This window comes from Pseudomonas serbiensis (assembly GCF_030580745.1).
GTDB classification, from domain to species: domain Bacteria; phylum Pseudomonadota; class Gammaproteobacteria; order Pseudomonadales; family Pseudomonadaceae; genus Aquipseudomonas; species Aquipseudomonas serbiensis.
This window is the reverse complement of the sequence record NZ_JAUQOO010000010.1, coordinates 64590-89518: the sequence shown is the minus strand read 5'-3', so window position 1 is coordinate 89518 and position 24929 is coordinate 64590. Positions and strand designations below refer to the sequence as shown.

The 24929-nt window shown below is 59.1% G+C and carries 21 protein-coding genes and 1 pseudogene; 3 read left to right on the top strand and 19 right to left on the bottom strand.

Annotated features, from left to right (window positions below):
• Nucleotides 1–3: 3 nt before the first annotated feature.
• The 17 genes and pseudogenes from Q6A51_RS14615 to nac form a co-directional block, all read right to left on the bottom strand.
• A complete protein-coding gene (locus Q6A51_RS14615; RefSeq protein ID WP_304575099.1) occupies nt 4–2697 on the bottom strand; it encodes a putative virulence factor in 2694 nt (897 codons plus the stop codon).
• Nucleotides 2694–5831, bottom strand: a complete 3138-nt coding sequence (locus tag Q6A51_RS14610) for a virulence factor SrfB (protein ID WP_304575098.1) — start codon at nt 5829–5831, stop codon at nt 2694–2696. Before Q6A51_RS14610 ends, Q6A51_RS14615 begins: the two co-directional genes overlap by 4 nt.
• An 11-nt stretch (nt 5832–5842) precedes the next feature.
• Complete coding sequence (locus Q6A51_RS14605; RefSeq protein WP_201019229.1) at nt 5843–7177, bottom strand: SrfA family protein; 1335 nt, start codon at nt 7175–7177, stop codon at nt 5843–5845.
• Between the two features lie 78 nt (nt 7178–7255).
• Nucleotides 7256–7846 (bottom strand): annotated as a pseudogene (locus Q6A51_RS14600) (SrfA family protein); the annotation flags it as partial.
• 242 nt (nt 7847–8088) lie between these two features.
• Nucleotides 8089–8277: a hypothetical protein gene (locus Q6A51_RS14595; RefSeq protein ID WP_304575097.1), complete on the bottom strand. Its 189-nt coding sequence runs from the start codon at nt 8275–8277 to the stop codon at nt 8089–8091.
• A 278-nt stretch (nt 8278–8555) separates the two neighbouring features.
• Nucleotides 8556–9389 (bottom strand): ABC transporter substrate-binding protein, encoded by an 834-nt coding sequence (locus Q6A51_RS14590; RefSeq protein WP_304575096.1) that lies wholly within the window; start codon nt 9387–9389, stop codon nt 8556–8558.
• 68 nt (nt 9390–9457) lie between these two features.
• Complete coding sequence (locus Q6A51_RS14585; RefSeq protein ID WP_198727776.1) at nt 9458–10186, bottom strand: amino acid ABC transporter ATP-binding protein; 729 nt, start codon at nt 10184–10186, stop codon at nt 9458–9460.
• 22 nt (nt 10187–10208) lie between these two features.
• Nucleotides 10209–10952 carry an amino acid ABC transporter permease gene (locus tag Q6A51_RS14580; RefSeq protein ID WP_201005301.1) on the bottom strand — a complete coding sequence of 248 codons (744 nt, stop codon included), beginning with the start codon at nt 10950–10952 and terminating at the stop codon, nt 10209–10211.
• A gap of 6 nt (nt 10953–10958) precedes the next feature.
• Nucleotides 10959–11660 carry an amino acid ABC transporter permease gene (locus Q6A51_RS14575; protein WP_095066991.1) on the bottom strand — a complete coding sequence of 234 codons (702 nt, stop codon included), beginning with the start codon at nt 11658–11660 and terminating at the stop codon, nt 10959–10961.
• 106 nt (nt 11661–11766) lie between these two features.
• Nucleotides 11767–12519, bottom strand: coding sequence for an SDR family oxidoreductase (locus tag Q6A51_RS14570; protein ID WP_198727739.1), 753 nt, complete (start codon nt 12517–12519; stop codon nt 11767–11769).
• A gap of 172 nt (nt 12520–12691) precedes the next feature.
• Nucleotides 12692–13459, bottom strand: coding sequence for a LamB/YcsF family protein (locus tag Q6A51_RS14565; protein ID WP_201019172.1), 768 nt, complete (start codon nt 13457–13459; stop codon nt 12692–12694).
• Nucleotides 13456–13884 carry an acetyl-CoA carboxylase biotin carboxyl carrier protein gene (locus Q6A51_RS14560; protein WP_201019173.1) on the bottom strand — a complete coding sequence of 143 codons (429 nt, stop codon included), beginning with the start codon at nt 13882–13884 and terminating at the stop codon, nt 13456–13458. Before Q6A51_RS14560 ends, Q6A51_RS14565 begins: the two co-directional genes overlap by 4 nt.
• A gap of 10 nt (nt 13885–13894) precedes the next feature.
• Nucleotides 13895–14866 carry a 5-oxoprolinase subunit C family protein gene (locus Q6A51_RS14555; protein ID WP_304575095.1) on the bottom strand — a complete coding sequence of 324 codons (972 nt, stop codon included), beginning with the start codon at nt 14864–14866 and terminating at the stop codon, nt 13895–13897.
• Entirely contained in the window at nt 14863–15534 is a 672-nt protein-coding gene (pxpB, locus tag Q6A51_RS14550) for a 5-oxoprolinase subunit PxpB (RefSeq protein WP_201019175.1), read from the bottom strand. Before pxpB ends, Q6A51_RS14555 begins: the two co-directional genes overlap by 4 nt.
• Nucleotides 15531–16883, bottom strand: coding sequence for an acetyl-CoA carboxylase biotin carboxylase subunit (accC, locus tag Q6A51_RS14545; RefSeq protein WP_304575094.1), 1353 nt, complete (start codon nt 16881–16883; stop codon nt 15531–15533). The genes pxpB and accC overlap by 4 nt, the downstream gene beginning before the upstream one ends.
• Nucleotides 16884–16912: 29 nt before the next feature.
• The gene (locus tag Q6A51_RS14540; RefSeq protein WP_304575093.1) at nt 16913–17359 is read right to left on the bottom strand and encodes an acetyl-CoA carboxylase biotin carboxyl carrier protein; all 447 of its coding nucleotides are present in this window, start codon (nt 17357–17359) and stop codon (nt 16913–16915) included.
• 105 nt (nt 17360–17464) lie between these two features.
• On the bottom strand, nt 17465–18379 hold the full coding sequence (nac, locus tag Q6A51_RS14535) for a nitrogen assimilation transcriptional regulator NAC (RefSeq protein ID WP_304575092.1): 915 nt from the start codon (nt 18377–18379) through the stop codon (nt 17465–17467).
• A gap of 288 nt (nt 18380–18667) precedes the next feature.
• Between nac and Q6A51_RS14530 the strand changes: the two genes are divergently transcribed.
• From Q6A51_RS14530 to Q6A51_RS14520, 3 genes are read left to right on the top strand one after another with little or no spacing between them, the layout of a single operon-like run.
• Entirely contained in the window at nt 18668–19876 is a 1209-nt protein-coding gene (locus tag Q6A51_RS14530; RefSeq protein WP_304575091.1) for an aspartate transaminase, read from the top strand.
• Between the two features lie 9 nt (nt 19877–19885).
• A complete protein-coding gene (locus Q6A51_RS14525; RefSeq protein WP_304575090.1) occupies nt 19886–21436 on the top strand; it encodes an MFS transporter in 1551 nt (516 codons plus the stop codon).
• 51 nt (nt 21437–21487) lie between these two features.
• Nucleotides 21488–22819, top strand: coding sequence for an OprD family porin (locus tag Q6A51_RS14520; RefSeq protein ID WP_025260414.1), 1332 nt, complete (start codon nt 21488–21490; stop codon nt 22817–22819).
• Between the two features lie 159 nt (nt 22820–22978).
• Here Q6A51_RS14520 and Q6A51_RS14515 read toward each other — a convergent pair whose 3' ends face one another.
• Complete coding sequence (locus tag Q6A51_RS14515; RefSeq protein WP_304575089.1) at nt 22979–23764, bottom strand: putative hydro-lyase; 786 nt, start codon at nt 23762–23764, stop codon at nt 22979–22981.
• A gap of 110 nt (nt 23765–23874) precedes the next feature.
• On the bottom strand, nt 23875–24807 hold the full coding sequence (locus Q6A51_RS14510) for a LysR family transcriptional regulator (protein WP_304575088.1): 933 nt from the start codon (nt 24805–24807) through the stop codon (nt 23875–23877).
• Nucleotides 24808–24929 lie beyond the last annotated feature (122 nt).

The following is a 24929-nucleotide window of genomic DNA, read 5'->3' as shown; positions in this document are numbered from 1 at the left end:
GAGTTATCTCGTTTTGAAGGCCTGGATGACCCGGCCCAGGGCTTCGTTCTGCTCAGGCGTGATTTCTTTGCCCTTGCGATGGCCCACATTGTTCTGTGTGTGAATGGCAATGCCGGAAATCCAGTCGTCGGCAAAGATCACGCTTTGGTCGTCTGCTTGCGCTGCCAGAAGCGGGAAACGCCCTGGCATTTCCTTCTGATAGAAGGAGAACAGCGGCTGCTTTGCGCCCAGAAGGCCGGCAGGCCGCTGACTGGCTGGCTGTGCGGTATGACCGAACCAGGCGGCAAAGTCGTTGAGCAGCAGTTGTGCAGTCAGCACCTGTCGCTGAACCAGATTTTCCCTGCGCACGCCGCTCTGGGCACGCTTGAGCAGGGCTTGGCTGAGCTGCAAGGGCAGGTCCAGGCGTTCGGCGCAGACCACCAGCTCCTTGACCAGCAAGGCAATGGCTTCGGACGGCAACTCCAGCAGGTCGAGCAAATGCTGGCGACGGCTGAGGCCACGCAAGTGCGTTGCCCACAGATTGAATGCGGCGCGGGCAAAGCGGTGTTCATGGCTCTGGTATTGCGGCGCGGCTGCTGCGACAGGCGGCGCTTCTGCTGCCGGGGTAACGGCGTCACCGAAAATGTCGTATTCCACTTCCGGGGCGCTGTTGGCGGGGGCCGCTTCTGTGGTTTCGATAGACGGGCTGTCGAAGTCACCGTTCAGGTAGAGGTCACGCAACTGGTCTTCCGGCACTGCCATGTAGGCAAGCAGTTCACCCAGTACGTATTTACCGTGCTTGGTGGTGGCGAAGGGGCGGACGATCAGGTTGGCGATGGCTTTTTTCTTGGCCCGTTCATCCTCGCCACCGGCTTCGTAGTACTCCTCAAGGCGCGGCAGCAATTTCACCATCAAGTCATCCAGTTGCTCTTTGATGCGCTGCAACTTGAAGTTGATGTCGGCCACGGGCGTGAAGGCGGTACTGAAGCGGCTCATGCCGCCATCGTTGATCTTGAGCATCGCCTGCCAGGCATCCAGCGGTTCGGCGACGTGGCGCTTGACCAGTTCGTTATTGCTGAAGGCTTCCTGCAAGGCCTGCAAGGCGGCCTTGGATGATTCGTTGAAGCCGAGTTCTTCGCCACTTGTCGCCAGGTCGATGAAGCTCGTCTTGAAGCGTGGCTTGCGTACCAGATAGGTGTTCTTGAACGGTGTGTTACCCCACTGTTTCATCCACTCTTCGTTGCCGAAGCGCTCGATCATGGTCAGTTTGAGCATGTTGTCGCAGGACTCGGGGAACTGCACTGTCTCGCCGTTCAGCGCGCCGCCGATGAAGCCGTCACACATGGTCAAGGCCCAGATCAACCCGCTGGCACGACCATCCCGCTGTTGGGCGCTGGTGCCCTGGGTCTTGTCGATCCAGCTCTTGAGCACTGGCCCCACGCTGACCACTTCGCTCTGCTTGAAGCTGCTGGTGCACATGACCAGCGCGTTCATTTCCTGTTCATTGGTGTAGCGCTCGAACAGGTAGGCGACCTTGCCGCGCAGCAGCAGCTTTGCAACCGGATTGTTGGTTGCGCCACTGCTGTCCACTTCGCTGGCTTCGTCGATGCTCATCAGTTTCTGGCGGCTGCGGTAGCCGGGGAAGTCCAGCAGATCGACGCTGTTGACGATGGCGTTGGCCGGTTCGTTGTCCAGGCGGAAAATCAGCTCGTTGGTAAGTGCCGCCAGTTCGGCCCTGCTTACCGATACCGGCGCACGCAGGTTGCCTTCATGGGCCGGACGGACTTCCAGTGCGCTGTCACCGCTACCGCCCAGGCGGCTGAGGATGTCCACGTTGATGATGCTGTTGGTCTGGATCATCTGGCCGTCACGCTCGCTGACCAGTGCTGTGATCGGTGCGAAGACCGTTTCGGCCAGACCAAGGCGGTGCAGGGCGGCTGCCAGTTGCTCATAGGTTTCGGTCATCTTGTTGATGCCGCCCCACAACAGGGAGAACAACTGAGCGCGTTCGCGAACCGACAGCCTTGGAGCCAGCTTGACCACCCGTGGCCAGTAGCGGGCATTCAGTGGGCGTACGGCGTTGGGGTAGTTGTGTTCCAGATAGTCCCAGAGCAGCACGACGTCATCGCTGTTGACCCCCGGCGTCGGTTCGGTCGCTGCATGATCTTCAAAGCGTTGCAGCAAAGCGTCGATGTGTGAGTCGGTGATCTGGCTGTTCAGGCGCTGATGATCGAAGTCCTCGAACCATGCATTGGCCAGAATAATGGCGATCTCGATCTCGCGGAACAGACGCAACTCCACCGGATACTGAGGGTCCTTGCCGGGCTCGGCACGGCGGGTAAAGCGGGTGACCAGACCGGTAGCCTCCTTGCCGCCACCCACTGGATTTACATGCTTGATGAAATCCAGTGACTGGGTGCCGAACTGGGTCAGAAGCTGGCCCTTGCTGTCGGCAGCCAGGGCGGAAATCAGGTAGCTCTTGCCTGCCTGGGACAAACCGAAGAAACCTATGCCCATGGGCGTTGTGGAGACGCGACCCAGGCTGCGTGCCAGATTGCGGGCGCGGTGCAGGTCGCGATTGAGCGGGACGGCCTTGGCCGCTACTTCCTCGACTTTGCCCGCCACTTCTTCCACCCAGTCCAGGGCCAGGCCAGCGCCCTTGTGTACTGATGTCCATGCGTGTGCGAGTTGAATCTGTTCGGTGGTCAGAGTAGTCATTTCGGACTCACGCTCCCGCTGTCGAGCCAATAGTTGGAGGCACCGCCTTCAGCGCTCAACATGGTGTAGAGCTGCAGCCTCACGTCCTTACGGTCGAAGGATTGATCCAGGACGTTGCTTTCGATGTTGTCGTCGATCACCAGTGTCTCGGCGATAATGTCGGCGTCGCTGCGGTCTGCGTCGGCGCTCTCTACGCGAAAGCGCAACAGCAGGCAGGCTTCTTTACCGTCGGTTGTTGGTTTTCCCACCAGTTTGCGAGTGCCGCGCTCAGTGAGTTCGATCAGGTACAGCGGTGCCGCGACCCAGCGTTCTGCATTCAACTGGCGATAACCCAGGCGCGTCTTGCCCAGTACCCGCAGTTGTGGACCTTCCAGTTGTGGTTCGTGCAGTTGCAGGAACTCATTGCCCAGGGCGTCGCTCTTGATCACGTCCCGGTAGAGCATGTCGTGGTCGATGACCAGATTGTTTTCGTCCAGCTTTCCGATATGGCGCATGGTCGAGTACGGCTTGAGGCGGCCAACGCTGAAATAGAAGTTCGACACTTTGCGCTGCTCGCTGAGCAGGCACAGCATGGCACCAACGGCTGCCGTGCTCTTTGGGTCGTCGATCTGGCCATTGCGGTGGAACGGGTACCAGCCGCCAGTGCGATAACCGTTCATAGGCACGATGCGTCCCGGAGGCAGTGGCACCTTTCGGCGTATGTAAGCCTGCACGCCCGGCAAGCGCGATGGCCGACCGGTCAGCAGCAGCGCGTCGCAAGGGTACTGGAACACCACTTCGCACAGGGCATCGAGAATCTTGCTCAGGTTGATCTGGCCTTTGAGGAAGGCCTGATGAATGGCAGGCAAGTCGATGAGCAGCACGACCTTGCTTAGGTCGAAGCCGTCACGGCCACCATCGATACGGCGTACGCCACCGGCCACGTATTCATGGATACGTTCGCTGATCGCGTCTTTTTCCAGCAGTTCGGCGAAGCTGTAGTCATGGACCGGGCTTGGCAATTCCGGGTCGTATGCCTCGTAGTCCTTGAGCAGGCGCAGGCCCAGAGGAACAAACACTTGCAGGTTCAGTTGCTGGCGCAGAATGGCGTCCTGAGCACTGGTACTTTCATCGCCGCACAACCGCGAAAGCAGCGAGCGTGGCGATACCACGCCGAAGTCCTTGAGTGCCTGTTCCAGCGGCGGCAGTACGAAACGCTGAATGATATCCAGCAGGATGTCATCACCGGCGACCTTGAAGCTGTCCCGAAAGCGCTGCTCGGGGATGATCGATACGTTACTGCCGCTTGCATGCTCGGCACCACGCTCCAGCGCGTAATCGGTGATGACCAGATCGGTGGTGCCGCCACCGATATCGATGCTGGCAAGGGTGATCTGTTCCCGATTGGACTTGTCCGGGCGTGCGATGGTGTCGAAGAACTCCTGGGCATGACCGGCAAAGTTTTCGCGGATTTCGGTGTACAGGTAAACCAGTTGGCCACAGGTAGCTTCATCCCATTCCACTTTTACCCTTGGCAATGGGACCCGTGGCGCCGGTACCGTTGAATTCAGGCCCTTGGCCTTGCTCGGGTCGAGGTCGCCTTCGTGCCAGCCCATGCATTTCCAGACCAGCGCCAGGGCTTGTAGCAGACGGTCATTGAGCAGGCTGCGCTCGACTTGCGGCATGCCCGGCGGCACGGTCAGGGTGATGCTGGACAACTGGCGTGGCCGCTGGGTGTGGCCCATGCGGGTCCGCTGCGCCGGGCTGTTGATCTGCGACAGAGCCTGGGTCAGCACCTCGGCGAGCATGAACGTCATCAGCGCGCTGCGTGAGTACTGTGGGGAGAACGCGGGCAGGCGATCGTCCTCGTTCTTGAGCTTGTAGAACGCCTGGCCGAGTTTGGTGATCTTGTGTGAGAAGGGCGCAGCAGTGGCTTTGGGCTCGTTGTCGGTCTGCACGTAGGAATTGTTGAAGCGCCAACCGTGGGTGTAGGCGTTTTCATCCCAGAGATAACGCTTGGGGCTCGACAGACCGGTCGAGCCCTCTGTGCCACGGCGGCGTGCGGACAAACGTCCTGCTTCGACCCCGACGCGGGCGATGGTCGGCCACTGGAAAGCGTCATGGCGACCGCTTTGTACCGAAAAGTTTTCCTTGCCGAAGGCTGCCTGGGAAAACTCGATCCTGCTTTCAAAGGGTTGGTTGTAAACCCGCTCTGAACGTACTAGGTCACGTATCTGCAGGATGTAGTTGTGCTTCATCCCATCGCCGGATTGCCCGTGATTCTCGATCAGGATGCCGCAGGTGCGTGAGTTGCCGACGTCCAGCACCAGATCCACTGGAATGGGCGGGTCGATGGAGTCGACGCCGTTGGCGGTGAGCTTGACCTCCGGCACCTCGATGCGTGCGGGCTCGCTGGTACGCTGCTCGGGAATTGGCCGGGCCATCAGGCTCAGCAGGTTCAGGTAGTGACCAATGTGGCGTTGCTCGATCAGTTCTTCGTCGATGTCTTCGCTGGGACGATGCTTGTTGCTTTCGCGATAGATTTCCGCCAGCCAGTCCTGCACCCATTTCTGGTCCAGAAACCAGCGGCTCTGACGTGCATGGCACGCCAGACGGAAAGATGAACCGGCATTGATGTCGTCGCGGGTAGGTGCCAGATACTGCATGCCTGCTGCCGAGGCCATGGCACGAGTGTCGAACGCCAGGGTCAGGCGGTGAGTGTTGCCGTCTACATCGGCTTGCTCAAGCTCGACCAGGCGCGCTCTTGCCCAGTTGGTCGGGCCTTCGTCATAACGCTCTGGCGGCAGGAAACGAAAGAAGGGGACGGGCAGCCACAATCCATCGAGCAGCCTGAGGCTGGTCTGCATGCTCAGAGTCAGATCTTCGTCGTCGACTTCACTGATCAGGCGTTCCTGAGCCTGTGACTGTGCCAGCCTTTCGCCGGATTGGCTGGCCGTGCCCACCGGGCCGAAGTGGAAGTACTGTTTGCTTTCCTGATTCTGCAACAGGCGTGCGATCAAGGTGTTGCCCATCCTGGCAAAGCGCCCGGCGGGTTCGTTACGCAGATCAAGCTTGACCGCGAAGTCCATGAACTGGAGCCCGCTGTCATTGATCAGGTGGACGGTTTCTTCAAATTGAGTCAGTTCTGGCAGCATGGGTCCAGCCTTTATTCGCGCCGCATGGACATGGGGAATTGAGTGTTGCCGTAGTTGCCCTGGCAATCCGCGATGCTTTGGGCACCTGGTTTGCAGGACACTTGTGGCATGTCATAGCGACTGCCGTCGGTGCAGTTGGCTTGATCCTGGCTGTTGATGCCCAGGCTTCCGCCATTCATGGCGGCATTGACCGCACCTGTACAGGACACACCGTCAGGACGGCGGATAGTGACGTTGCCCTTGCCTTTCTCGAATGCATACTGGAGGCGCAAGGGTCTTGAAGTCTTGGCATCCATGATGCCTGCACCTGCACGGTAGTTGCCGTTGAGGAAGGAGGCCGGGCCTTCGGCTGTGTCCTGTGGAATGCTTAACGGTTCGCCAGGCGTTCCGGATTGCGGTGTCTGGGCTCCGGCTGTCGGTTGTTCTGCTGGGAGTTCAGGTGCAGCTTCGGATTCGGCTGCAGCGGTTTCGCTGGCTTGAGGCTGTGCTGTCGGCTCAGGCGCTATCGATGCTGGATCGGTCGTCTGTGTCTGAGGCTGAGTGGTGCTCACAGTGGCCCTGCTGGTTGGCAGTGTCGAACCATTGAGCGCTATGCCATCTACTGGATGGCTACTTGCACTGATGGTGTTTGTGTTTGTGGAGATACCTGTCGGTGGTATTGAAAGGCCGCCCACAGGCAACGTTGCCGTTGGCAAGCAACCGCGAAGCAGGCCGAACAACAGTAAGGCCAGCAACAAGAGCAGCAGTGGCCATAACCACCAGAAGCGACGCCACCAAGGGCGCAGAACAACAGGAGTTGCTGTCATCTGGGGCGTAGCTGGACTTGCAGACGGTGTCGAGTCGGGTGATGGGGCATGGGCCTTTGGCTGTTGTGTCAAAAAGTACAGTGGTTCACGATTACGATCTGTTTCAGTTTTTACGAAACCCCAGAAAGTCAGCACCGGCTGCAGGTAGGACTCGTTATCGCCGTTGGCATTGGTACGTGTTGTCTGGACCAGATACACATAGCTTTCGTCTGGTGCATGCGAAACCAGCCCCAGCAATTTGCCAAATATGGCCTGGTCGCTTTGCCCATCCTTTTTACCCGCCTGCACAAGCGCCTGACTCATCGCAGCGATGTTTTCCTTGAAACGGGACAGTTGGGCCCGTGCTGCGTTGCGCTCGTCTTCGTTGGCCGAACTCCAGGGCACTACATCGCCTGGAACCGGGCTATACCAGTCGATCACACTGCCCTGTTCGTTGCTTTTGGGCACGGCAAGGAATCTGGACAGGGAGGGATCTTTACGAGCGAGTGCTGAAATGAGCTGCAAGGCAGATTTGTATACCGCCTGCCCGGTTTCACCCATTGCTATGAGTTCGTCACTTTTGCCCGTACGAAGCAATGGATTAGGCTGGCCAGATGTAACGGAGGTGGTTGTAATCTGCGGTTTCGTCACATCTGCAGCAGATGCCGGACTTGGTGAGGAGGAGATGTCTGGGACGATTGGACTCTGGGCCAGAAAATATAGCGGGTCATGATAGCGGTCGGCTTCGCTCTTTACGAAACCCCAGAAAGTCAGCACCGGCTGTATGCAGGGTTCGTTGCCGCCGTTGGTTTCAGTGCGAGTTGTCTGGACCAGATACAGGTAGTCTTCGGCAGGTGCATGAGGAATCAGCCCCAGCAATTTTCCAAAGATGATCTGGTCTCTTTGCTCATCCTTGTTTGCGGCCTGAACCAAGGCTTTGCTCATGCCTGCGACGGCGTCCTTGAATCGGAGCAGTTGTGCCCTGGCGTCGTCGCGCTCGTCTTCGCTTGCCGAACTCCAGGGCACCACGTCGCCGGGGACCGGGCTGTACCAGTCGATCACGCTGCCTTGCTCGTTGCTTTTGGGCACGGCAAGGAATCTGGCCAGAGAGGGATCTTTGCGGGTGAGGGCTGCGATTAACTGCAGGGCGGCTTTGTAAACGGATTGCCCGGTTTCGCCTACAGCGATGAATTCGTCACTTTTGCCCGTACGAAGCAGCGCAGCCTGCATGCTTTACATTCCCTTGTAATTCAATCCGTTGGCGAAGCAATGATGCTGCCGCAAGGCGCAACAGTAATGGCAAAGTGATGTTTACGTCAATTTTTATACAAAAGGTTTCCGGGCCGTGATGAAAAATCATCAGCGGGTCTTTTCGGGCAGTTTTGGCGGGTAGACGGCGTATTGCCGGGGGGAGGAAGTGTGCAGCGACACGGTGTTTTTGGCTGTTATTGCGGTGGTTAACCTCGTATGACTCACCCCGCCAAAGCCATCCTCAACGCCACTGCCACCTCAAGCAGTTTGTGCGCCTGCAGGCTGACTTTTGCGGCCAGGTCTTCATTGCCGGCTTCCTTGAGCATGGTCACCAGATCAAGCAGCCTGCCGACTTCGGTCTCGATACCGCGAATGGAGTCTGACACTTGATATTGAAGCGAATGTGCCATCTTTGTCTGTCTCTGGTTTTACATGCAACCGGATGCTACAGGCTCTTGTTTCATAACAGAACCCGAAAAAGAAACGCCCTGCAAAAGCAGGGCGTTTGGGTAATGCCGATCAGTTAAGGTCAATGAATCACTTTGTGGGCGTCAGCTTGCTGGCGACTTCGGCGTACGACGTAGAATATCTGCCAGTTTCAGGCCTTTTTCGCCAGCAAGCTGCCTCCCACAAGTGTTGTTTGTGCCTTAACTGATCGGCATTAGGGCGTTTGGGACTTATGCGTCGATCAAGGCAATGGATCGAACTTCAGGCTGCTCAGGCTTTGTACCTTGTCTTCGCGCACCATCTTGTATTCGGTGTTCGGGCCAATCCAGCGGTCCCAGATGGCGTCGATTTCGCCTGCGTCGTCCATGGCTTTCAGGGACTCGTTGACCTTGGCCAGGAAAGCGGGCTCACCTTTGCGCATACCGGCACCAATCGGCTCCAGCGCCATCGGTTCTTTGACGATTGCCAGCTCCACCCCTGAGGCCTTGGCCTGGTTGACCAGCTTGATGGCGGTCATGGTGTTGGTGACCAGGCCCAGAACCTTGTTCTGTTGCAGGGCCATGTAAGCAGAACCTGTGTCCTGGAAGGTCACCGGCACTGCGCCAGCGATGCGGATCGATTGCTCGGAGGTGGAGCCTTTGGTGGAGCTGATGCGCTTGCCCTTGAAGAAGGCCTTGTCCTTGTCAGCGTTGACGGCATGCACTACCAGTGTTTCCTTGGCGATGTAGTAGGGGTCGCTGAACTGGATCTGATCGGCGCGGGTCTGGGTGTAGGCCAGGTTGGCGAACAGCACATCGACGCGGCCCATTTTCACTTCCGGAACCCGTGCTTCCACCGACATCGGCTTGAGCTCCAGCTTCACGCCCAGTTTTTTCGCCAGCGCGGTACACAGATCGACATCCATGCCCACCAGCTCACGGGTTTTCGGGTCCGGTGCGGAGAAGGGCGGAACGTCGGCATACACGCCGCAGCTCATGGATTGTCTGGCCATGATGTCGCTCAATTGATCGGCATGGGCCAGGGTTACTGCCAAGGGACTCAACGCTACAGCGGCGAACAGATGCTTGATACGCATGGGGAACTCCAGAAGATTAAGAATCAGTAATCGGTCCAGCGGCAGTTCTTACAAATCGTTCTTGCCAATCAATGAGCACGCAAGTCAGCGATGAAACGCTGCGCGCGCGGGTGTTGGGGCTGGCTGAAAAAGCTTTCCGGGTCGCTTTTTTCCAGAATCTGTCCGGCATCCATGAACCAGATGGTGTCTGCGACTTCGCGGGCGAAGTTCATTTCGTGGGTCACGCACATCATGGTCATGCCGTCCTTTGCCAGGCCCTTCATCACGCTCAACACTTCGCCGACCATTTCCGGGTCCAGGGCACTGGTGGGTTCGTCGAACAACATGACCGGTGGCTCCATGGCCAGCGCACGGGCAATCGCCACGCGCTGCTGTTGGCCGCCGGACAATTGCGCGGGATAGGCGCCGGCCTTGTGCGCCAGGCCGACACGCTCCAGCAGTTGCATTGCGCGTTGTTTTGCCGCCGAGCCCTTGAGGCCGAGAGTCTTGGTGGGCGACAGGATGATGTTGTCCAGCACCGACAAATGCGGAAACAGGTTGAAGCTCTGGAATACGAAGCCCACCCGGCTGCGCAGCCGGTTCACGTTGGCGTCGGTGCCGTTCACGTCCTGTCCGTCGAACAGGATCTGGCCTTCCTGAATGTCTTCCAGGCGGTTGACGGTGCGAATCAGCGTCGACTTGCCCGAGCCGGAAGGGCCGCACAGCACCACGACTTCACCGGTATTCACCTGGGCGGTGAGATTGGTCAGGGCCTGGTACTCGCCGTACCACTTGTTGACGTTGGAAAACATGATCATTGGACGCATGAGTCAGCCCTCTTCAATTGATAGGGGTAGGCAAAGGGCTGTCGGTAACGGCAGCAACGGTGGTGCCCTGGCGCTTGCGGGCGATGCGACGCTCGAGCCAGTCGGCCAGATGGGTCAGGCCAAAACAGAGCAGGTAGTAAATGACCGCCAGAATGAAGAACACCTGGAAGGGCTTGGTCAGTAACTGGTTGTTCACCTGATTGGCGGCGAAGGTTATTTCCTGAACGTTGATCACATAGCCCAGCGAGGTTTCCTTGATGATGGAAATGAATTGGCTGAGCAGGCTGGGCAGCGCGTTATAAAGCGCCTGAGGCAGGATCACCCAGACCGTGGTACGCATGTAGCCCATGCCCAGAGCGCGGGAGGCCTCGTACTGGCCGTTCGGCAACGCCTGGATGCTGCCGCGAATGATTTCGCACAGATAGGCACTCTGGTAAATGACCAGGGTGCAGAGCATGGTGGTGAAGCCGGTGATGTTGTGGCCGATGATCAAGGGCACCAGGAAGTAGGTCCAGAAGATCACCATCAGCAGCGGAATGCCGCGCAGCACATAGACCCAGACGGTCGAGAGCCAGCGCAGTGCTTTCCAGGGCGACGTCCTTGCCAGTGCCAGCAACAGGCCGAGGGGGAAGGCGAACAGCAGCGCCAGAATCGCCAGGATCAGGGTGCTCGCCAGGCCGCCCAAAGGGCCGTGAGGGTATTGGCCGATCAGGAACAGCGTCCAGTTCTGCTGGAGAATCGTGAAGATATCGAACATGGTCGCTTACCTCGCCAAAGCTTTGTTGAATCGCTTGGCCAGCAGGGCACCGAGGGCCATCAGCAGCAGCGAAAAGGCCAGGTACACCACCGAAGCCACCAGAAAGGCTTCAAAGGTGCGGAAGGTGTAGTTCTCGACTTCCCGCGTTGCGTAAGTCAGCTCCATGACACCGATGGCCATGGCCAGGCTGGTGTTCTTGAACAACAGCACCGTATGGTTGATCAGCGACGGCAGGCAGTTGCGCACGCCTTGCGGCAGGATCACGTAACGCATCGAGCGTACATAGCCCATGCCCAGCGCCCGAGAAGCCTCGGTCTGCCCGGCAGGAATGGCGCGCAGGCCGCTGCGGATGTCTTCGCTGAAATACGCGGCCTGGCACAGGCCAAGGGCAATGATCGAGAACAGGTATTCGGTGTTGTAACCTGCCAGCCAGATTTGTGTGGAGCTGGACAGCAGGGTCGGGATGCCGAAATACCAGAGCATCAACTGCACCAGTGTCGGCACGTTGCGGTGGTAGGAGACATAGGCCGCTACCAGACGATTGGCGTATTTGTTACCGGTCAGGCGCACGGTCACCAGCACAAGCGCGAGGGCCATGGCCAGACACCAGGCGAACAAAGCCAGTTGCAGCGTCATTTCGATGCCCTTGAGGATCAGCTCGGCGTATTCGCCTTGCAGGATCGGGGCTAAATCGAAGTCTTGCTTCATGGTCAATCCCTATCAGCATGGGTAGGGGCAGAAAAAATGCCGGGCGTCCGGCCCGGCCAGGGAGCATGTGACGGATTGATCCGTTCTGTTCTCGGGGGTGACGCTTTCAGCCCTGATAGTCCTGTGGGCGTGCAGTGGACAGGCCGCCAGGCACTTGCAGCGTCGGGGTGATTTCCATATGGCCGATGTTCATGGACACCGGCGCGGCAATCGCGAAGGCGATGGCATTGGCGATATCGGCGGCGACGGGTAGCTCGAAACCTTCGACGAAGCGCTTGTAGGTCTCTTCGGAGTCGCCATGGACGTGGGCGAAGATGTCGGTGGCGACCCGGCCCGGACAGATCTCGGTGACCCGCACACGCTTGCCGAAGGCATCGATGCGCAACTGGCGAGAAAGCATGCTCACCGCCGCCTTGGTGGCGTGGTAGGTCGAGTTACCGCCAAAGTTATAGGCTGCGGCAATCGAGCTGATATTGATGATATGGCCACTGTCGCGTTCGACCATGCCTGGCAAGGCCAGGCGTGCCAGATGCAGCACGGCACGCAGGTTGACGTCGATCAGGAAGTCGATGCCCTCGGCGTCAGCCTTTAGGATCGAGCCCGGACGGTCGACGCCGGCGTTGTTGACCAGAATGTCGAAGTCGTATTGCCCGAACAGTGCCGTCAGCCCTGCCAGATCGGTGACATCGATTGCGTGTGCGATGCAGCCGGTGCGTGCTGAAAGATCGGCCAGCTTGTCGGCGCTGCGGGCCAGCGCGTGAACTTCGATACCTTCCTGGCACAGACGCTCAACCACGGCGGCACCGATGCCGGAAGATGCGCCCGTGACCAGCGCGGTTTTGTAATCGGAAAATGGCATTGCGTTTACCTCTGAATGCTGTGTGTTGCTCATGCATCGACTCTATCCAGCACAAACCCCGGCGACCAAGACGGATTGGCTGTGTGGCTATAAGCGTCTCTTATGATTCGTTTCATGCAGCCTCACACAAGGATTGTACGGCTCATGTGGGAGGGGCCTTGGCCGCGACGGCTTACGCCACAAGCTGCGAAATCGGCACGATCTGCCCGCCCGCCGATTCGATTTCATGGCGCACCGTACGCGCCAGCTCAACCGCGCCGGGTGTATCGCCGTGCAGCAATATCGAGCAGGCGCTGACCTTGATGACCTTGCCGGTGATGCTGGTCACGGTGCTGTCTTCCAGCAGTTGTCGAACCCGTTGCAGTACCGTCGCGGGGTCTTTGATGACCGAGTTGGCGATCTTGCGTGGCACCAGCAGACAGTCATCGTCGTAAGCGCGGTCGGCGAGGAAGGTTGTCGCCACCCGCAGGTTGCACTGGCTGGCGGCGCTTTCGATGGCGCGGCTGCTGGACGAACTGATGATGATCCCGGGGTCGAACGCCGCCACGCTGCGAATCAGGTGCGCAGCCATCTCCGTATCGGCGGCAACCATATTGCCCAGTGCGCCATGAAAGCTCATGTGGGTCATGCGATGGCCCGCGACCTTGGCCATCGCTGCCAGTGCGCCCAACTGGTAGGTCACGTAAGTGCTCAGTTCATTGATATCGATGTTCATCTGGCGACGACCAAAACCCATCAGGTCGGGGAAGCCCACATGGGCTCCCAGATCGATACTTCGGGCCTTGGCCAGTCGCGCCGTGTTATCCATGATCAGAGGGTCACCGGCATGAAAACCACAGGCGACGTTGGCCGAGGAAATGATCTCCATCAGGGCTTCGTCTTCGCCCATGCGCCAGGCGCCGAAGCCTTCGCCCATGTCTGCATTCAGGTCGATCTTCATGGTTGCTCCGCTTCTGTGGCATTGGGAGAAAGACGTATCAGCGGTTGGCCGTAACCGACCGCTGTGCCGCTGGGCACCAGCAGGCTGCAAACCTGACCTGCATGCTGGCTGCGCACTGGCAGAATCAGATTGCCGACGGCCAGCAGTGCGACCAGTTGGCCAACCTGCACTTCACTGCCAGGCGGTGCCAGTACGATGCCGTTGTCCGGGTGGGCATCCAGCAAGTGGCCGATGCCGCTGGACTTGATGTCCAGAGTGCTGGAAGCCGACTCTGCTGCCGCGATCTCTACGGATAAAGAAGGCAAGGTTTGACAGGCAACGCCGCGCTTGAGGCTCAGCTTGAACCCCGGCTTCTCGATCTCTGCGCCATACAAACCTGCCAGTGTCAGATCAGCCACCAGTTGACGAATCTCTTCAATGTTCATGTTCATTTCCTCAGCGCCGGGCCAGGTCATGCAGGGTCACAAGACGTCGCACTTCGGCGAGATAGGCCTGATTCTGCTCAAGGGCATCCAGGGCCTCGTCGTAACTGCATTCGATAAAACGAATCCGGCTGCCGATGGCTGCCTGGCCCAGACGCCACAGATCGGCTTCGATCACCGTGCCGAACTTCGGGTAGCCGCCACTGGGCTGTGCATCACGCATCTGGATGATCGGCTGGCCGCCGTGAGGTACCTGAATCACGCCCGGTACGATGCCGTGGGAGCGCACTTCCATGGCGTGCTCGGGCAAGACCGGTGTGCCCTCAAGGCGATAGCCATAACGATTGCTCTGGGATGTGATCTTCCAGTCGTCGCTCCAGAATGACGCTCGGGAATCCGCCTTGAATGCCTGGTATTCCGCCGCAGGCAGAACGCGCATGGCGTGTACGCCGTCCACGCTCAACGGCAAGGCATGGGCAGGGTTGAGTACACCGAAATCCGTGGCCCGCGTGCTGATGCCCGGCGAGCAGGCATGCAAACGGTCGCCTTGCTGCAAGGCACGGCCCTGAAAACCGCCGAACTCGCCTCGCAGTTGAGTGCTTCGCGAGTTGAGCACCACCGGCACATCGACGCCGCCAGCCAGACACAGATAGGCGCGGCAACCTGCCGTGGGGTGGTCGATGAGCAGCGTCTGGCCCTTATGGCCCTGCATCACCCAGTTCGGCGGGAAGGCGACGCCGTCCAGGCTCAAGGCACAGGCTGCGCCGGTCACGGCAAAGGCGCAGTCTTCCAGCAGGCGGACCTCGAAAGGGAACACCGGAATCTCGATGGCCGCTGCGTCATCGGCATTGCCCAGCAGAATATTGCCGGTCGCCACGGCCAGTGTGTCCATGGCCCCGGACGTGCCTACGCCGTAACCCAGGCTGCCGATGCGGCCCAGATCCTGGACAGTGGCCAGGGCGGTGGCGGATAGAATCTCGATCATCGAATGATCCTCTCGATGCGAAAGCGCAGCAGGTCGCCCGGCTGCAAGAGTGCTGGTGGCGATTGCTCGGGGTCGAAGAAAGACATTTCGGTACGGCCGATGGTGTTCCAGCCGCTGGGGCCGGCAGAGGCGGAAACGCCGGTCTGTATGCCGCCGATGGACACCGCGCCAGCGCCGATGCTGAGCACCGGAACCTTGCGCCGTGGCGTGGCAATGCGTGGGTCCATGCCGCCCAGATAGCAGTAACCAGGGTGGCTTCCCAAGGCATAGACCGGATACAGCGGCTCGCTGTGCAGGTGGGCGATGGTTTCGATGTCCAGCCCGGTATGGGCAATCACGTCGCTCATGTGCGGGCCGTGTTCGCCGCCGTAGGTCACCGGCAATTCAATGATGCGGCCTTCCAACGGCAGCGGCTCGCAGGTTTGCCAGGCTTCCAGCAGGCGTTCGGTCAGGGCACTCAAGTGCCGTGGCGGGGTGCTGAAGGTCAGCATCAGGTTGTTCATGCCCGGCACCGATTCGCTGATTTCCGGCCACTGTGCGGTCACGCGAGCCATGGCCCAGATGCGTTGTTGCGGGGCAAGATCGAGGCTGCCCGGTGCTTCAAACAAAAGGGCCGTGGTGCCAAGCAGGCTGATGGTCGGACCTGTGTCCGTGTGCGCGATGCTCATTGTGGGCTCCGTTGTTGCAGCCAGTGCTCCAGGTGATGAATATCGACGCCGCCTGCACAGAATGCCGGGTCGTCGAGGATTTCCCGGTGCAGGGAAATATTGGTGGAAATGCCTTCCACATGAAGCTCGCTGAGGGCCAGACGCATGCGGGCCATGGCTTCTTCCCGAGTGGCACCGTGGCTGATGACCTTGGCGACCATGGAGTCGTAGTAGGGCGGTACGCGGTAGCCGGTGGTGACATGGGAATCGACCCTGACCCCAAAACCGCCCGGCACTTCCCAGCGCGTGACCAGCCCTGGAGTGGGCATGAAACTGAGCGGGTCTTCGGCGTTGATCCGGCATTCCAGTGAATGGCCCTGGGCGACGATATCGGCCTGACGCAACTCCAGGCGCTCACCTCGGGCCATGCGCAACTGCTGCTGGACGATATCGATGCCAGTGGTCATCTCGGTGACGGGATGCTCGACTTGTAAGCGGGTGTTCATTTCGATGAAGAAGAACTGGCCGTCTTCATAAAGGAACTCGAAGGTGCCGACGCCGCGATAGCCGATCTGCTGGCAGGCCTTGACGCAGCGCTCGCTCACATGGGCAATCAATTGCGGGTCGATGCCGGGCGCTGGGGCTTCTTCAAGTACCTTTTGATGGCGACGCTGCAAGGAGCAGTCGCGGCTGCCGAGCCACACGGCATTGCCGTAGGCATCGCACAGCACCTGAATTTCGACGTGGCGAGGATGGCCGAGGAACTTCTCGATATAGAGTTCGGGATTGCCGAACGCCAGACGCGCTTCTTCACGGGTCAGGGCAATCGCTTCCAGCAGTTCCGGTTCCTGCTGCACCACGCGCATGCCACGACCGCCGCCACCGCCAGCGGCTTTGACGATCACCGGATAACCGATTTCCCGGGCGACGGCGAGAATGCTTTGCGGGTCGCTGGACATGCTTGAGTCCGGCCCCGGTACGCAAGGCACACCGGCTTCACGCATGGCCCGCTTGGCGGAAACCTTGTCGCCCATGGTGCGAATGCACTCGGCGCTGGGGCCGATAAAGGTCATGCCGGCCGCCTCGATACGTTCGGCAAAGGTGGCGTTTTCCGACAGAAAGCCATAACCGGGATGAATGGCCTGTGCGCCACTGACCTTGGCGGCGAAGAGCAGGGCCGCCTGATTCAGATAACTCTGGGTGGGCGCGGCAGGGCCGATGCACAGCGCTTCATCGGCCTGGGTGACGTACTGCGCATGACGGTCGGCTTCGGAGTAGACCGCGACGGTTTTCAGACCCAGGCCACGGCAAGCGCGCTGGATACGCAGGGCAATTTCGCCACGGTTGGCGATCAGCACTTTATCGAACATTCGAGATACCTGAAAAATGTGCGTCGGGGTCAACCGATACGGAACAAGGGTTGGCCGGCTTCGACTTCCGTGCCACCGTCCACCAGAATCGCTTCGACGATGCCTGAGCGACTGGCCTTGAGCGGATGGAACATCTTCATGGCTTCAATGATCGCCAGAGTCTGTCCTGCTTCCACGCTATCGCCGACCTGTACAAAGGGCGCTTCACCCACTGCCGGGGTCAGGTGCAAGACGCCGTAGAGGCTGGCCTTGATCTCGCCTTTGGCGGGCGCAGGAGCGCTGGCCTTCATGGTCGGTGCCGATACGCTGGCTGTCTTGCCGATTGCCGCCCTGGCGGATATCGAAGGTGCCTGAACGACATTGCCCGTGGCTTCCTTGAACAGACGCAGGGTGCTGTCACCTTCCGTCAGGCTGAGCTCGATCAGGTCGGACTCTGCCAGTAACCCGATCAGTGCCTTGATACGTTCTTGATCCATACCCTTGCCTTTACCTATGCCGCTTGCCGTATTGAATGAATTTCAATCTAACGAGGGCCGCGCAGGACCGCCAAGACGGTTTGGCTGTGGGGTGATAAGGCTCGCTTATGACCCGGGCTCGGTCTGGTTACGCAGTTCTGCCACCAGTTCCAGGAGGATGGCTTTCACTGCCTGAGCAGGCACCGACAATGGCAGGTGACCGGACAGGCACAACGCCAACGGTGCCTGAATGCCGGGTTCGATAATGCGCAACATGCGCGCACCTGTGGCGGCAACGAGCACCTTGGCGGCCGACTCGGGAAGAATCGTCGAGCCGAAGCGCTCGGCCACGGCGGCAGTCAGGGTTGCCGAGGACTCCACTTCAGCCACCACTCGGGCGCTGAGGCTGATGCCCAGAAACGCTTCGTCTACCAGTTTGCGCATGATGTTGTAGGGGCGCGGCAGCAGCATCTCCATGGCTGCGAGTTCTGCCAGGGCGATTTCATCACGTTCGTCCAGGTGTTCGTCTGCGCTGACCAGATACAGGTTTTCCCGCAGCAGGGGGACGAAGCTCAGGCCATGCACTTCGCGCCCGCCATACAAGACTGCCATGTCCATGCGGCCATTCATGATCAGTTCGCTGAGGGTGGTGCCGAAGTTTTCATTGAGGTACAGCAGAATCCCCGGATAGCGCTCGCGAACCCGGCGCAGCAGCGGCAGGGCGAGGGTGGACGCTGCCGTGCCCGGTGCCAGCCCGACCGAAACCTGGCCGGACAAGGCGTGTCCGGTGTCGTTCACGTCACTGATGGCCTGTTCGCACTGACGCAGAATGTGCTGCGCATGACCGTACAACACCTTGCCCGCCTCGGTGGGTGTCACGCCGCGTTTGGTGCGGATCAACAATTGCTGATGCAGCTCGGCTTCCAGGGTTGCCAACTGCTGGCTGAGGGCGGGCTGCGCAATGTGCAGGACATCGGCGGCCTGGGTCAGGCTGCCGATGTCGACGATTTTCACGAAATATTTCAGACGACGGAGATTCAAGAGACGGACTCATGCTGGGGCTGACATCCCATGGGTCATAGCAAAAGACAGGCCATGCCGCGCAGCAGGCCGGACGCTACATATAAGCCTTTGCTATGGCGTGCTGATCAGCAGCCGGTTCTGCCTGCGTGAGGCGCAACAGTCCCGAGGCTGTTTCATTTTGGTGCGTTGCCGGTCTGCAAGCGGTCATAAGGACTTCCTATCAAACCAGAACGAAACGGTCTTATCCGCTCAACGATCCCGACTCGTAACGTAGAGCCTCGAATGTCACCTCCGAGGATTACGACCTTGAACGCCTCCCGCATCGCCGCCCGCGTGCAACGCATCAAACCTTCGCCAAGCAGCGCGGCTTCCGACCGTGCCAACGAACTGCGTCGTCAGGGCAAGTCGATCATCAATCTGGTCGTCGGCGAGCCCGACTTCGATACCCCCAAACACATCCGCGAGGCTGCCAGCGCTGCCATCGAGCGTGGTGAAACCCGCTACACGGCGAACGTCGGCACACTGGAACTGCGTCAGGCCATTGCCGCCAAACTCGCCCGGGAAAACAGTCTGGATTACCCGGCTTCGCAGATCGTGGTGACCAGCGGAGCCAAGAGCGCCATCTTCAATGCCTTCGCCGCAACCCTTGGCGCAGGCGATGAGGTATTGATTCCCGCGCCTTACTGGGTCTCTTACCCGGACATGGTGCTGGCCTGTGAAGGCGAGCCGGTGACGCTGGCTTGCCCGGAAGAGAACGGCTTCAAGCTCACCGCCGAACAGTTGCGTGGCGCGATCACCGAGCGTACCCGCTGGTTGTTGCTCAACTCGCCGAGCAACCCGACCGGGGCCAGCTACAGCGCGCAGGAGTTGCGTGCGCTGGCTGACGTGTTGCTGGAGTTCCCCGATGTGATGCTGATGACCGACGACATCTACGAGCACATTCGTTTCGAGGGTTCGGATAACGCGCACATCCTGTGCGTCGAGCCTGACTTGCGTGACCGGGTGCTGGTCATCAATGGCGTCTCCAAGACCTACGCCATGACCGGCTGGCGGATTGGCTATGCGGCCGGGCCTGCCGATGTGATCAATGCCATGGCCACCTTGCAGTCGCAGTCGACCAGCAATGCCAGCTCTGTCAGCCAGGCGGCTGCGGTGGCAGCCTTGAACGGTGATCAGTCTTTCGTCAAAGAGAGCGTGAAGGTCTATCAGCAGCGCCGTGATCGCTGCCTGGAACTGATCAATGCCATTGACGGCCTGAGCTGCCTCAAACCCGACGGCGCGTTCTATCTCTACGTGAACTGCGGGGGCTTGATCGGCAAGCGCGCGCCCGATGGCAAGCTTCTGGAAACCGACACTGACGTGGTGATGTACCTCCTGGAAAGCCAGGGCGTGGCGGTGGTTGCCGGTACAGCCTATGGCCTGGCGCCGTTCTTTCGCATGTCCATTGCCACGGCGCTGGAAACCCTTGAACAGGGTTGCTCGCGAATCGCCACTGCCGTTGCAGCATTGGTCTGAGGCGTGCCGATGACGACTCAGGTAAGTGCCTTGAGCTTCAGGCAAGCGCTGTTGGCGATGCTTGGCATCTCGCTGGTGCTGATGCTCTCGGCGCTCGATCAGACGGTGATCGGCAATGCGTTGCCCAGCATCGTCGCCGAACTGCAGGGCTTTGAACTCTATGCCTGGGTCGCCACCGGTTATCTGCTGACCTCGATCGTGACCATTCCAGTGTTCGGTCGGCTGGGCGATTACTTCGGACGCAAGCCCTTCGTGATTGCGGCAACCATCGTCTTTACCCTGGCTTCACTGATCTGTGCGCTGGCCACCGACATGCTGGTGCTGGTGATCGGTCGGGCGTTGCAGGGTGTCGGAGGAGGGATGCTGATCGGTACGGCATTCGCCTGTATTCCCGAGCTGTTCCCGGATACCCGGCAACGGTTGCGCTGGCAGATGATGCTCAGTGCGCTGTTCAGTGTGGTCAACGCCATTGGTCCTGGTCTGGGTGGTTTGCTGACGGAGGCTTATGGCTGGCGTTCGGTGTTCTATCTCAATTTGCCGCTGGGTTGTATCGCGCTGTTCTTTGCCTGGCGCTACCTGCCGTATTACCGGCCCGTGCAGACCCAGGGCATTCGCCTGGACTGGTTCGGCGCGTTGTTGATCGCGGTCGCACTGGGCAGCCTGCAATTGGGTGTTGAGTGGATGGGGCATTCGAGCACTTTGCTCAGTGCATCCCTGGCCCTGATCTGCCTGATTTGCGGGGCGACGCTCTGGTTCTGGGAGCGGCGCTGCACGTCAGCGCTGTTACCACCGGCGATGTTCGCCGTATCGAGCATGCGCACACTGTTTCTACTGTCGGTGCTGGCCGGGGCGATCATGTTCAGCCTGTTGTTCTATCTGCCGCTGCTGCTGCAAGGCAGTTACGGCTACTCCCCGAAAGATGCCGGTCTGCTGATTACACCACTGGCCTTGAGCATCACCTTGGGTGCCATCGTCAACAGCCGCATCGTGACCCGCTTGAGCAACCCGAACCTGCTGCCGCTGGCCGGTTTTCTTGCCTTGCTGCTGGCTTGTGCCGGCCTGGCGCTGGCGGGGCGCACGGCATCATTCAATACCTTGTTGATGCTGATCCTGCTGGCGGGGGTAGGGCTTGGGTTCATCCTGCTCAACTTGACCGTATTCACGCAAACCCTGGCAGAACGGCAGTTTCTGGGCATTGCCACGGCCCTGATCCAGTCACTGCGGCTGGTCGGCGGCCTGCTGGGCACTGCGGTCATGGGGGTGTTGGTCAACCTGCTGTATGTCACTCATCTGAACCGTGCGTTTCTGGCGGCTGGCCAGGAAAGTTCGATTGCCCGTTATATCAATCCACAAGTGTTGCTGACATCGACTTCTGATGATTCGGGCGAAGCCTGGCACCTGCTGGAACTGGCCCGTGAGGCATTGGCACGCTCGGTGGGGATCGGGCTGCTGATGTGCGCAGGCCTTGGGGTAATTGCATTACTGGTTCTGTATCGCTTGCCCGCGGTCAAGTTAGTCACCGCGCCGACTCTCGTTGCTCCTCAAAACAATAAAACTTAACTGCCTACTCCTGACTGCTTACACCACTTACTTACAGCAAAGGATATTTCGATGGAGCTTATCAATCGCTCGCCCCGTCTGGTGGCTGGTATTTGCGGTATGGTCATGGCCCAACAGGCATTCAGTGCCGGTTTTGTAGAGGACAGCAAGGCCAGTGTGCTGGCCCGTAACTTCTTCAGTAATGCCGATAACCGCAGCGGGGCGGACAACCCGAACTACACCCAGGAGTGGGGGCAAGGTTTCATTCTCGATTTTCGTTCCGGTTATACCCAGGGGCTTGTAGGGTTTGGTGTCGACGCATTGGGCATGGCCGGTTTTCGTCTGGACTCCGGCAAGGGCCGTCATTACAACCCGACCAGTTCAGCGTTCAACGGTAACGTGTTCCCTACCGACGGCGATGGTCGTGCCGTCGATGAATTCGGCAGTGTTGGCCTGACCGCCAAGGCACTGGTTTCCAAGACCGAGTTCCGTTACGGCACGCTGGTGCCGATGTTGCCGGTAGTGATGTCCACCGATCGCATGTTGCAACAGACTTTCAATGGTGGCCAGGTTCAGTCCAGGGATATCGATAACTTCACCTTTACATTGGGCCAGCTGGAACATGTAAAAGGGCGCGGGTCGAGCAACCAGATGGGCATGTCCATTCCTGGCGCGAACAACGCCCGTACTGGCGAGTTCGTCAACAAGTTCTATTACGGTGGTGTCGATTACAAAGTCACTAAAGACCTGACCTTGCAGTATTACTACGGCCATCTGGAAGACTTCTACAAACAGAACTTCCTGGGTGTGAAATACGATATTGCTGTCGGGCCGGGCACCTTGCGTTCCGACCTGCGCTATTTCGATAACAAGTCCGATGGCGCCAATGGCAATGATCCGGCGTTCTACACCAACGGCTATTACGGCGGCGGTGTGGTGAAAGGCAAGGTAGACAGCCGCCTGTCCAGCGCGCTGTTCACCTATCTGGTCAGCGGCCACACCATTGCGGCCGGTTTCCAGCAGGTCAGCGGCGACAGCGATGCTGTATGGCTCAACCAGGGCGATGGCTCTACGGCGTACTTCATGACCGAATCCATGATCGGCAAATTCCAGCGTGCCGGCGAAAGCACCTGGCAGGTTCGCTATGGCTACGACTTCGCTCAGGTGGGCGTTCCGGGCCTGACTTTCATGGGCATGTACGAAAGCGGCTCGAACATTCGCACGGCCAATGGCGACCAGAAAGAATGGGAACGCAACCTGACCCTGGGCTACGTGGTGCAATCCGGCCCGCTGAAGAAGCTAGGCGTCCAGTTGCGACATGCCTCGCTGCGCAGCGAAGTCGCCTCCCAGCGTGACAGCGATGAGCATCGGGTGATTGTGACTTATCCGCTGGATATCCTCTAAAGCTGGCACAAGCGAATTTATTCGCGAAAACGGCATATCAAACGACATATCTCTGTCGGATGTGCTGGCCCTTCGCGAATGAATTCGCTACTACTGCGGTGTTGTCAAACTGCAACAGGCCCTATCGCCAGCAAGCTGCCTCCTGCAAGTACGTCATTCTTAAAACACCGCAAGATGACTATTGAGAATATCGGTCACCACCATATGCCCAGGTTTGTGGGTGATGGCGAATGAGGGGCGTGCGCTGCGGATCGCTTGTTGGGGGGTTACGCCGCAGGCCCAGAACACCGGGATTTCGCCTGGGCGGATAATCGAGCGTTCGCCGAAGTCGGGCGAATCGACATCGCGGATGCCGATCTGGGACGGGTCACCCAAGTGAACAGGCGCTCCATGGACACTCGGGAAGCGGGAAGTGACCTGCACCGCCCGGATGGCCTGTGCCGGAGTCATCGGACGCATGCTGACCACGGTGGTCCCGCCGAAACGTCCTGCCTTGCCATTGGCAATATTGGAAACGTACATCGGGACATTGGAGCCCTGTTCGATGTGGCGAATCGGTACGCCTGCATCTAGAAGCGCGCCTTCAAAGGAGAAGGAGCAGCCAATGACAAAACCTACCAGATCATCGTTCCACAGCCCTTTGAGATCCGACACTTCATCAACCTGTTCACCGTTGCGGAATACGCAATAAGCCGGGACGTCGGCCATCAAATCCACGCCGCCCAGTTCAGGAACCCGGCTGTCTCCCGGTTCGGTCATGCCGATAATCGGGCAGGACTTCGGGTTGAGGCAGGCGAATCGCAAGAACTCGTCTGCGTATTCACGAGGCAGAATGGCCAGGTTTCCCTGGGTGTAGCCAGGGCAGACGTCTGCGGTGGGGCCAGTATGAAGGCCAGCTCTGACGGCTGCGCGAAACTCGGCGGGGTTGGTCCAGGGCGTGCTCATCGTGAAGGCTCCAGCATTACGAAGTAGGGGAGTCATTCTTTGAACAGCTTGCAGGCAGTGTCTATCCAACAATAATCGCCATGCCTGTTCAATTTAACTGAACAGGTGATTTAGCCGTGACTGATGATCCAGTGTTCCCCCTGGCGTTTACAGTACGTGCGGCAGACCTTGTGCACGATGTCTGCGACCCCTGATACCAGCGCAGGCGCATTTTTCATATGGGATGTCGCGATCTTGAACGAGGGCGGGCTGGGCAGCGGGAGTTCTTGCAGTTCGCCATGTTGCAGGCTGTTCTTGACCAGAATGCCCGGCATGATCGCCACGCCTACACCTTCTTTCACCAGCGATACCAGCGCTGCCAGGGAAGGGGAACCGGATATGCGCAGTTCACTGGCCAATACCCCGTGCTCCGATGCCAACTGTTGCGCGATGGTAACGGCGGACTCATAGGGGGCCGAGCCTCGCATCTGCGTCAGCATTTGCTTGCTCAGCACTTTACGCACCATATCCCGTGTCGGCACAGCACGTGGGCGTGCAACCCAATGAATGGGCAGCTCTGCAATCGGTTTGGTAATCGCAAACGGATTGTCGCCGTCATCGGCGATGACCCGGATGATCAGGTCGACTTCACGTCGCATCAACTGCTCTTTCGAGTTTGAAGTCAGTTCAACGGACAGGTCGATGGTGACATCGGGCATTGTCCGGCTCATGAGTTTCATGAAGTCCGGTAGAAATGTGTGAACGACTGTCTCGATTACCGCAATCCGGATCCGGCCCTGCTCTTTTGCTGGAGAGCTGGCCGCACGCTGAAAGGCCTGCGTGGCTTCCAGCAGGCGCTCGGCATGAGGTAGCAGGCTGGCGCCTTGAGGCGTTATCTGAAGGGTCTTGTGGTCCCAGTTGAAGAGCACAAGACCCAGTTCGGCTTCCAGCTTGCGCACACGCATGGAGATAGCGCCCGGTGTGGTATGCATCTGCTTTGCAACCTGACGAACACTGCCCACATGGGCCAACAGGATGAAGGTCTCAACGAATCGTGTATTCATGAAGGTCACAACCTTGTGCGGACAATCCCGCATGCACACCACATGGCCTCTGTTCAGTAAATCTGAACAGAGGTAGCTGCCTGTTCTCTGCTGTCGGGCTATTGAAGCATGAAACGCATGAT